Annotated in this window: 11 protein-coding genes; 10 read left to right on the top strand and 1 reads right to left on the bottom strand. The window is 31.9% G+C overall.

The features are described 5' to 3' along the window. The 7 genes from ACI32A_RS05510 to ACI32A_RS05480 form a co-directional block, all read left to right on the top strand. Nucleotides 1-565: hemoblobin-interacting domain-containing protein (locus ACI32A_RS05510; protein WP_439754037.1), on the top strand; the 565-nt coding region annotated here is incomplete at its 5' end. A gap of 93 nt (nt 566-658) precedes the next feature. Next, nucleotides 659-940 carry a metal-sensing transcriptional repressor gene (locus ACI32A_RS05505; protein WP_439754036.1) on the top strand — a complete coding sequence of 94 codons (282 nt, stop codon included), beginning with the start codon at nt 659-661 and terminating at the stop codon, nt 938-940. Beyond that, on the top strand, nt 940-3345 hold the full coding sequence (locus ACI32A_RS05500) for a heavy metal translocating P-type ATPase (RefSeq protein WP_439754035.1): 2406 nt from the start codon (nt 940-942) through the stop codon (nt 3343-3345). Before ACI32A_RS05505 ends, ACI32A_RS05500 begins: the two co-directional genes overlap by 1 nt. A 21-nt stretch (nt 3346-3366) precedes the next feature. Further along, nucleotides 3367-4098: a protein phosphatase 2C domain-containing protein gene (locus tag ACI32A_RS05495; RefSeq protein ID WP_439754034.1), complete on the top strand. Its 732-nt coding sequence runs from the start codon at nt 3367-3369 to the stop codon at nt 4096-4098. After that, on the top strand, nt 4095-4646 hold the full coding sequence (locus tag ACI32A_RS05490; protein ID WP_439754033.1) for a metallophosphoesterase family protein: 552 nt from the start codon (nt 4095-4097) through the stop codon (nt 4644-4646). The genes ACI32A_RS05495 and ACI32A_RS05490 overlap by 4 nt, the downstream gene beginning before the upstream one ends. A gap of 98 nt (nt 4647-4744) precedes the next feature. Beyond that, on the top strand, nt 4745-5539 hold the full coding sequence (locus tag ACI32A_RS05485) for a 7beta-hydroxysteroid dehydrogenase (protein WP_439754032.1): 795 nt from the start codon (nt 4745-4747) through the stop codon (nt 5537-5539). 57 nt (nt 5540-5596) lie between these two features. Further along, a complete protein-coding gene (locus ACI32A_RS05480; protein ID WP_439754031.1) occupies nt 5597-6907 on the top strand; it encodes a circularly permuted type 2 ATP-grasp protein in 1311 nt (436 codons plus the stop codon). A 2-nt stretch (nt 6908-6909) separates the two neighbouring features. Here the strand turns inward: ACI32A_RS05480 and ACI32A_RS05475 are convergent, their stop codons facing one another. Next, nucleotides 6910-7668 (bottom strand): DeoR/GlpR family DNA-binding transcription regulator, encoded by a 759-nt coding sequence (locus ACI32A_RS05475; RefSeq protein WP_439754030.1) that lies wholly within the window; start codon nt 7666-7668, stop codon nt 6910-6912. Nucleotides 7669-7808: 140 nt separating this feature from the next. Here ACI32A_RS05475 and hxlA point away from each other — a divergent pair, with 140 nt between their 5' ends. Genes hxlA through ACI32A_RS05460 form a run of 3 tightly spaced genes read left to right on the top strand, consistent with a single transcriptional unit; the run spans nt 7809 to nt 9365 of the window. Continuing rightward, nucleotides 7809-8435, top strand: coding sequence for a 3-hexulose-6-phosphate synthase (gene hxlA, locus ACI32A_RS05470; RefSeq protein WP_439754029.1), 627 nt, complete (start codon nt 7809-7811; stop codon nt 8433-8435). 9 nt (nt 8436-8444) lie between these two features. Continuing rightward, nucleotides 8445-9005: a 6-phospho-3-hexuloisomerase gene (hxlB, locus tag ACI32A_RS05465; protein ID WP_439754028.1), complete on the top strand. Its 561-nt coding sequence runs from the start codon at nt 8445-8447 to the stop codon at nt 9003-9005. 3 nt (nt 9006-9008) lie between these two features. Further along, on the top strand, nt 9009-9365 hold the full coding sequence (locus ACI32A_RS05460; protein WP_439754027.1) for a hypothetical protein: 357 nt from the start codon (nt 9009-9011) through the stop codon (nt 9363-9365). The last annotated feature ends 69 nt before the right edge of the window (nt 9366-9434 follow it).

Raw genomic sequence — 9434 nt, 5'->3', positions numbered from 1 at the left:
TCTTAAACATATTTCAGCTAAGGATGCAACAGTAACTGAAGAAGGAAATAAAGAGTACTGGCAGTGTACAGTCTGTGAAAAGTATTTCTCAGATGAAAATGGAACCAATGAAATTTTATTTGATGATATAGTTATTTCTAAACTGGCTCCTGAAATCATCAAAGGAAAAGGACAGAGTGTAACACAAGGTGAAAAGAAAGCTTTATCTTTTACTTCCAATGCTTCAATTGATGATTTTAAGTATGTGAAACTAGATGGAAAAGAATTAGATTCAAGTAAGTATACAGTTAAATCAGGAAGTATTGTAGTTACTTTGAAATCAGATTTTGTTTCGACTTTAAAGGTTGGAAAACATACAATTTCTATTGTATCTGAATCTGGGGAAGCAACTACTGAATTTGAAGTGATTAAAAAAGAAGTAGTAAAGGATACTTCTAAAAAAGATAATTCCAATAAAACAAATACAGGGATCATTGGAAACGTGGGTCTATGGATTTCAATGATGGTTTCTAGTTTAGATGCATTGTTAATTGGATTTGTTTTGAAAAAGAAAAAAATGAAATAGTTTTTATGCCGAATATTAATTATTCGGTTTTTTTTGGGCGTTTTTCTTTACATATACCCATTAGGGGTATAATATGAATACGGAGGATTGCTTATGAGTTGTGATTGTTACAAGGAAAAACCGAGAAAAGATATACAAAATTTAAAGAATCGAATTCATCGGATTCAAGGGCAATTAAATGGAGTGGAAAAAATGATTGATGAGAATCGGTATTGTGGAGATGTTTTGATTCAAATTTCTGCCATTGAAAAAGCATTACAAAGTTTAGGTTATATTGTTTTACAAGAACATTTGGAAACTTGTGTAGCCGATGAAGTCATTACTGGGAATCGAGATATGAATGAAGTTATGGATTTAATCAAGAGGTTAAAGTAATGGATTTTATTGTGAAGGGAATGAGTTGTGCAGCTTGTCAGGCTCGTGTTGAAAAAGCGGTTTCTTCAATAGATGGTGTGACTTCTTGTAGTGTATCTTTATTAACGAATTCTATGAAAGTACAAGGAAATGTTTCTTCCAATGTGATCATTTCTGCTGTGCAAAAAGCTGGGTATTCGGCTTTTGTTCAGGGACAAAAAGAAGAAATTAAATTAGATGATTCAAAGAATTTAAAAATTAGATTATTGTTTTCTATTTTATTGTTAATTTTATTGATGTATATTTCCATGGGACATATGATGTTTCATTTTCCTGTTCCAGAAATTCTAGATAACGCATTGATTTTATCCATTCTACAAATGCTGATTACAATATGTATTATGATTTGTCATCAAAAGTTTTTTATTAATGGAATAAAAGGAATTATTCATAAATCAATGAATATGGATACCCTGGTTTCTTTAGGATCGTTTTCCAGTTTTATTTATAGTGTCTATTTAGTGTTGAAAATGTGTACGGTGGATGCGATGGAAGCCATGGAAATATCACATGGACTGTATTTTGAATCAGCGGGTATGATTTTGGTTTTAATCAGTATTGGAAAGTTATTAGAAGAACGTTCCAAGGGAAAGACAACCAATGCAATTCAATCTTTGATGGATTTAAAACCAAAAACTGCCATTAAAAAAATAAACAATAAAGAAGTTGAAGTTGAAATTGATCAAATTCAAGTAGGAGATATCTTTATTTGTAAACCGGGACATCAAATCCCGGTTGATGGCATTGTAGTAAAAGGACAAAGTGCTGTGGATGAATCGTCTTTAACGGGAGAAAGTATTCCCGTGGATAAAGAAGAAGGAGATAAAGTCTATGCATCTACTATGAATCAGGCAGGCTATATTGAATGTGAAGCAACCAAAGTTGGAAAAGATACAACGTTGTCACAAATCATTCAAATGGTACAAGATGCCAGTGCTTCTAAGGCGCCGATTGCTAAAGTAGCCGATCAAGTTTCTTCAATATTTGTTCCAGTTGTGATTACTTTATCCATTCTTACATTACTTGGATGGTTATTTATGGGAAAAGAATTTGGCTTTGCCTTAGAAAGAGCGATTTGTGTATTGGTTATTAGTTGTCCTTGTTCATTGGGCTTAGCTACGCCTGTTGCGATTATGGTTGGAAATGGTATTGGCGCTAAAAATGGCATTTTATTTAAAAATTCTACAGCTTTAGAACAAACAGGAAAAACCAATATTGTGGCTTTAGATAAAACAGGAACCATCACAAAAGGTCATCCTGTAGTAAGTGAAATTCAGGCAATGAATGGATTTGATAACAAGGAATTGTTGTCATATGCGTATTCTTTAGAACTTCATAGTGAACATCCATTGGCTTTAGCTATTGTTGAAAAAGGAAAAGAAGAACAAGTAATAGAAAAAGAAGTTATCAACTTTCAATCGATTACAGGAAATGGAATACAAGGAATCATTGAAGATTCTCTTGTATTAGCTGGAAGTGTTTCTTTTATTCGTAAGCATTGTTTGATAGAAGAAAATTTTGATTGGATTGCCAGACAAGGGAAGACACCTTTATTATTTGTCAAAGACAATATATTAATGGGTTATATTGCCATTGAAGATGAAATGAAAGAGGATGCGAAAGAAGCTATTGAACATTTACATGAACTGCATTTAAAAGTAGTCATGTTAACAGGAGATAATGAATTAACGGCCCAAGCCATTGGAAAAAAAGCAGGCGTAGATCAAGTCTATGCGCATTTACTTCCACAAGACAAAGAAACGATTATTCAAAGTCTTCAGAAACAAGGAAACGTTTTAATGGCAGGGGATGGAATCAATGATGCACCGGCTTTAACTCGTGCCAATATTGGAATGGCTATGGCACAAGGTGTGGATATTGCCATTGATGCAGCGGATGTAGTTTGTATGCATCCAAGATTAGAAGATGTTTGTGCCAGCATTCGTTTATCGAAAATGACATTAAAAAATATTTATGAAAATTTATTCTGGGCTTTTATCTATAATATATTAGGCATTCCATTGGCAATGGGATTATTTGGATGGAATTTAAGCCCTATGATTGCAGCTAGTATGATGAGTCTTTCCTCGTTTTGTGTAGTCAGCAATGCACTTCGATTGAATACAAAATCTATTTATAAAAAGGAGAACAAACAAATGAAAAAAACAATGAAAATTAATGGAATGATGTGTACTCACTGTCAAGCTTCTGTAAAAAAAGCATTGGAAAGTGTAGACGGTGTCATATGTGCAGATGTTTCTTTTGAAAAAGGAGAAGCCATTGTTTCTTTGTCAAAAGAAATAGATAATGCAGTTTTGAAAAAAGTTGTAGAAGATAAGGACTATGATGTGATTTCAATTCAATAAAAATTTTGTTATAGTTTATATATGATTTCTCAATTTAGTAAACCCGGAGCCCATGGATTCAATCAAGATGCTTGCGGGTACTTAAAACAAGATGATAAAATCATCATGGCAGTTGCCGATGGACACGGACATTATCTGCATTTTCGAAGTGATATTGGTTCACAACTGGCTGTTGAAAGTGCGATTCAGGTTTTTATGGATTGTACAAGTGATCCTAAGGATTTAAAACAGCGTGAACAAAGAATTCAACAAGTCTGGATTGATTCTGTTTTGTCGTATCATAAAGATCATATGGTTTCTTCTTTTGAATGGGCAAAGACACGAAAATATGCGCCTTTATATATTGATGAAAAAATACCCATTGAAATTGCGTATGGAACCACTTTATTGGCTTGTGTATATTTTATTTTAGAAAATAAATTGTTTGTGTTTCGTATAGGCGATGGAGAATTATATAAAGTATCCACTTTTCGTATGGAAGAACTTCTACAAAAAAATGATTATGGAAGTGAATATATCACAGAATCGCTTTGTGAAGTGCCTCTTGTATTAAAAGACAATCTAGATTGTCTTTCATTTGAAAAAGGATTGACATCCAAAGATGTATTGATTTTGGCAACGGATGGTTTATCTAAATTTAAAAATAAAAAAGAAATTATGTATAAAATTAGAAAGGATGTTGCAGGAATGAATCAATTGTTGTCTTCTCTAGATAATATTGATGATTTAACTGTAATCGCGTATAGAATATGAAACAATTGATTGTATTTAGTGATGCACATGGGAGAAAAGAAATTTTTCCGTATTTAATGAAAATGTATCCCAATAGTCCAAAAATCTGTTTAGGCGATAGTCAAATCACATGTAGTGAATATAAAAAATTGAGTAAGGATTTTGTGTTTGTATTAGGAAATTGTGATTTTAGTTATAATTTAGAAACACAAAACTATCCGGAAATTGAAATTGAATATCGAAGCAGTGAGGAACTACAACCCGAAGAAATCGTATTTACATATGAACAAGTTCGTTTTATAGCTTGTCATGGACATCATTTATATGAAGATGATTTTTTATATTTGAAAGCCTGGGATGCCAATGTATTATTGACAGGACATACACATGTCTTTAAAAACAAACAAAAAAATGGTCGTTATTCCATTAATCCGGGTTCCTGTAATCCTTATAAAGTGCGTGAAATATTAAAAGACTGGTCTCGAAAGCCTTCGAGTTATTGTGTGATTCAAGTTGAAAATGGAAAAATTATAGATGTATTAAGAATCAATTGTGATAAGTTGGATTAGTCCAACTTTTTTATATGAAAGCGATTACATTTATATTGAAACCCTATAAAAATATGATAAAATGGCTATAGTGTTTTTATACAGGAGGTTTTTGACACATGAATTTAAAAGAAAAATATGGTGAATGGGGTATCATTTTAGGTGCTACTGAAGGTGTTGGAAAAGCATTTGCAGAAAAAATCGCAAAAGAAGGAATGAATGTTGTTTTAGTAGGTCGTCGAGAAGAAAAATTAAAAGAATTAGGAAAATCAATTGAAGAAACATATGGCGTACAAACAAAAGTAATTCGTGCAGATTTTGCGCAAGACGATTGCACAGACAAGATTTTTGAAGAAACAAAAGACTTGGATATGGGATTCATGAGCTATGTAGCTTGTTTCCATACATTTGGTAAACTACAAGACACACCATGGGAAAAACATCAACAAATGATCAATGTAAACGTGGTAACATTCTTGAAGTGTTTTTATCACTATCTTCAAATTTTCACTAAACAAGATCGTGGAGCCATCATTAATATTTCTTCCTTGACTGGATGGTCTTCTTCTCCATGGAATGCACAATACGGAGCTGGTAAATCATATATTTTGAAGTTAACAGAAGCCGTTGCGTGTGAATGTGAAAATACAAATGTAGATGTGGAAGTCATAACATTGGGAACAACAATTACACCAAGTTTATTAAGTAATTTACCTGGTGGTCCAGCTGGTGAAGCAGTTATGAAAGCAGCTATGGCACCAGAAGCCGTTGCGGATGAAGCATTTGAAAACTTAGGAAAGAATTTGTCTGTTATTGCAGGACAACACAATAACAAGAATTTAGATAACTGGAGAAAGAATCATACAGAAGATGAATATATCCGTTATATGGGTTCTTTCTATTCCGATAAATAGGCCACTTCGTGGTCTTTTTTCTTGTTTGTGTATTTAGTTTGATGTATATTTCTAATGATGAAAATAGAAAAACAATTTAAAGAATATATACAAAATCATTGGGATGAAACAAAACAAAGTGCATTGACAATAACGAATGTCATTCAAAATAGTGAATTAAATGCAGGAGGAAATAATTATACAAGAACGCTTCAAATTCCAAAGTTTTTTTCAAAAGAAGATCAAATGATTTTTAAAGGAATTGTCAATCAAACATATAAAATCTTTGAAAAAGTAATTCAAGCTTATAGAAACGATGAAAAAATTCGTTCTTTATTTCCTTTTTCAAAAGAATTAGAACAACTGATTTTATTAGAACCCGATTATTCTTGTGTCATCCCCATTTGTCGTATAGACATTTTTTATAACGAACAAACAAAAGATTTTCATTTTTGTGAATTCAATACCGATGGAACCAGTGCCATGAATGAAAATAGAAGACTCAATGAATTTTTGATATATAATAATGTATTTCAAGCTTTAAAACCAGACATTGAAATTATGGAATTAATGCAGACATGGATCCATTCTTTTTTAGATATTTGTCAACAAGCCCATTTAAAAAAAGATATGCACATTGGAATTGTCGATTTTTTAGATAAAGCATATTTAAAAGAATTATATGCCTTTGAACAATTGTTTCAAAATCAATTGTTTTCTTGTGAAGTTGTGGATATACGAGATTTATATTTTGATGGAAATCATTTAATTTCAAAGAAAACAAACAAAATCATTGATGTGATTTATCGTAGAGTTGTCACAAAAGATGTTATGGATAACTTAGATTTAATTCCAGATTTTTATCAGGCTGTACAACATAAAAAAGTAGAATTGATAGGTGCTTTTCAAACACAGATTGTACATCATAAATGCATCAATCAAGTGCTTGTACATCCTTTGATGCAGGCTTATTTTACAAAAGAAGAACAAGACTTCATTCAGTCGCATCTACCTGCTACCTATGATTTAACACAAGATCGAATGCAGGAAGTCTTGTCAAATAAGAATCAATGGATTATTAAGCCAAAAGATTCCTATGCTTCAAAAGGCGTTTTTACAGGTATTGATTCAACAGATGAACAATGGAAAGAATGTGTAAAAAAACATGTAAATCATGATTATATTGTTCAGGAATATATTATGCCTTATAAAAGTGAAAACATAGACCCAGTAAATGAAAATGAATTTAAATTATATTCAAATTTAACGGGTTTATATGTATACAATGGACAATTTGCCGGTGTTTATTCTCGTTTAAGTGATTCTGGTATTATTTCTTCTCAATACAATGAAAAAACGATTCCCACTTTATTTTTAAAAGAAAAATAAAATTATTTTGCGATTTCAATTTTTTTAACACCTTCACATATTTTTCTTTCTTCATTTGAAATGGGATTGGTAATTAATATGTCATAATCTGAAAACTTCGCAAAAGTATAGGTTCCTTGTTTCTTGAATTTAGAAGAATCACATAATAATATTTTTTGTTTAGATTTTGAAATCACGTGTTGTTTGATCAAAAGTTCTTCTAAAGAAAATGTGGTAGGGCCACCGGTTTGATATATACCATCACATCCCATAAAAGCCATATCAATTTGAATTTTATCAATGGTCTGTGCCGCAAAGACACCGACCATGGATTTTCCTCTTTTTTGTAGTTTGCCACCTAAAAACAATAAATCATGTTTGGTATTAGATATCATTTGGGCAATGGCTAGAGAATTAGTCACAATGGTTAAATTTTTCTTTAAAGGCAAATACTTACATAGAGCTAAAGTAGTACTTCCTGGGTCTAAAAAAATAATAGAATTATCTTGAATGTGTTCCAGTGCTTTTTTGGCAATTTGTTGCTTGAGATCACTGTTTTCACTGATTTTAATATCCAAAGGAAGCTGGTTATAATCTTGATTGATTTCCGCAAATCCATGTTTTTTGGTAATTAATTGTTGTTGCTCTAATATACTTAGATCTTTTCGAATGGTTTCAGAGCTGACTTGAAAAATATGAGCCAGTTCACTGATTTTTACACTATTTTCATTTAATATTTTCTGATAGATTTTATCTTGTCTTTCTTTTGCGTTTCTTGGCATTTTGTCTCCTTTAACTTGTAAAAACTTTGAAATAACTTTAATTTCCAATATTATAACATTGTATTTAATGAAAAACCAAGTTTTTATATTGTTTTGTGATAAAAAAGAATTATAGTGTATGTAGAAAGTGAGGAAATCAAATGAAATTACAAGTTGCCTTAGATACTTTAACTCTACAAGATTGTATCTCTTTATTGGAAGAAACAAAAGGATCGGTTGATATTGCGGAAGTCGGAACGCCTTTTGTGATTGAAGAAGGAATGGTTCCTGTAAAAGAATTTAAAAAGCGTTTTCCTGAAATTGAAGTATTAGCGGATGTAAAAATTATGGATGCAGGAAAATATGAAGCAGATAAATGTTTTGAAGCCGGAGCGGATATTGTCACTGTATTGGGTGTCAGCCATGATGAAACAATTAAAGGTGTTGTGGAAAGTGCGAAAAACTATGGAAAAAAAGTCATGGTAGATATGATTGCGGTTAGTGATTTAAAACAGAGAACCATTGAAATTGATCAAATGGGAGTAGATTATATTTGTGTACATACAGCATTTGATGTACAAGCCTTAGGACAAGATCCATTAGATGATTTAAAAACAGTTAATGCGGTGATTAAAAACGCAAAAAGTGCCGTTGCCGGTGGTGTGAAACTACAGACAGTGGATGCCATTGTCAGTGAAGGATGCGAAATTGTTGTTGTTGGTGGAGCTATCTGCAATGCCAAAGACCGAGCTGGCTATGCCAAAGATATTAAGAGTCATTTAAAATAGGAGGACCATATGAATAATAGAGACTATGCAAGTGTTGTATTAAATGAACTACATCATACTTTATCTAGAATTGATATTCAAAAAGCCAATGAATTTGTTGAACTAGTGAATCAAGCCGATGAAGTGTTCTGTGCAGGAGCTGGACGCAGTGGATTTCAGGTAAAAGGTTTTGCGATGCGTTTGATGCATATGGGAATTAACAGCTATGTTGTTGGTGAAACTTGTACACCCAATATTCGTGAAAATGGTTTATTAGTGATTTGTTCGGGTTCAGGAGAAACAAAGAGTTTAGTGAATCATGCGAAAAAAGCTAAAGAAGTTGGAGCTAAAATTGCTTTGATTACGATTAATCCAGAATCAAGTATTGCACAAATGGCGGATGTAGTTATTGAAATCAGTGCACCAAGTCCAAAAAGTGCAAAACAAGGAGATATCAAATCGATTCAGCCAATGGGTTCTTTGTTTGAACAATCTGAAGGAATTTTCATGGATATTTCCATTATGATGTTGATGGAAAAAAGACACATGGATAGTGATACAATGTTTGGAAGACATGCGAATATGGAGTAGATTATGAGAGCTGAATTAGTAAAATATGTAGAAAAGCCTTGGGGCTATGAAAAATGGATTGCAGTAACAAATCAATATGCTCTGAAAGAAATTTTCTTAAAAAAAGGTTGTCGTACTTCTTTACAATATCATGAAATGAAAGAAGAGCATAGTTATGTTTTAAATGGTAAATTATCCATTGAAGAAGATAATGAAAATAAAGAATTAGAAACTAATATTTATTTACCAGGACAAATTATTCATGCTAAACCTTATTATCGTCATCGAGTAACAGCTTTAGAAGATTCTACTTTTATTGAAGTAAGTACACCTTTTCTGGATGATGTGATTCGTGTTCAAGATGATTATAATCGAAAATAAAAGCACTATATGTGCTTTTCAGACTGTTGACAAAGTAATAGTCGACAGTCTTTTTTTTATTTGATAGAA

It is taken from the genome of Floccifex sp. (assembly GCF_051873555.1).
Classification (GTDB): Bacteria; Bacillota_I; Bacilli_A; order Erysipelotrichales; family Erysipelotrichaceae; genus Floccifex.
Note: the sequence above shows the minus strand (reverse complement) of the source record. Positions and strands in the feature narration are given on the sequence as shown.

What these genes read in the sequence shown, in the direction of transcription:
- ACI32A_RS05495 (WP_439754034.1), top strand. Translation starts at nt 3,367, where the DNA reads ATGATTTCTCAATTTAGTAAACCCGGAGCCCATGGATTCAATCAAGAT.
- ACI32A_RS05460 (WP_439754027.1), top strand. Translation starts at nt 9,009, where the DNA reads ATGAGAGCTGAATTAGTAAAATATGTAGAAAAGCCTTGGGGCTATGAA.
- hxlA (WP_439754029.1), top strand. Translation starts at nt 7,809, where the DNA reads ATGAAATTACAAGTTGCCTTAGATACTTTAACTCTACAAGATTGTATC.
- ACI32A_RS05475 (WP_439754030.1), bottom strand. Translation starts at nt 7,668, where the DNA reads ATGCCAAGAAACGCAAAAGAAAGACAAGATAAAATCTATCAGAAAATA.
- ACI32A_RS05485 (WP_439754032.1), top strand. Translation starts at nt 4,745, where the DNA reads ATGAATTTAAAAGAAAAATATGGTGAATGGGGTATCATTTTAGGTGCT.
- ACI32A_RS05500 (WP_439754035.1), top strand. Translation starts at nt 940, where the DNA reads ATGGATTTTATTGTGAAGGGAATGAGTTGTGCAGCTTGTCAGGCTCGT.
- hxlB (WP_439754028.1), top strand. Translation starts at nt 8,445, where the DNA reads ATGAATAATAGAGACTATGCAAGTGTTGTATTAAATGAACTACATCAT.
- ACI32A_RS05505 (WP_439754036.1), top strand. Translation starts at nt 659, where the DNA reads ATGAGTTGTGATTGTTACAAGGAAAAACCGAGAAAAGATATACAAAAT.
- ACI32A_RS05480 (WP_439754031.1), top strand. Translation starts at nt 5,597, where the DNA reads ATGAAAATAGAAAAACAATTTAAAGAATATATACAAAATCATTGGGAT.
- ACI32A_RS05490 (WP_439754033.1), top strand. Translation starts at nt 4,095, where the DNA reads ATGAAACAATTGATTGTATTTAGTGATGCACATGGGAGAAAAGAAATT.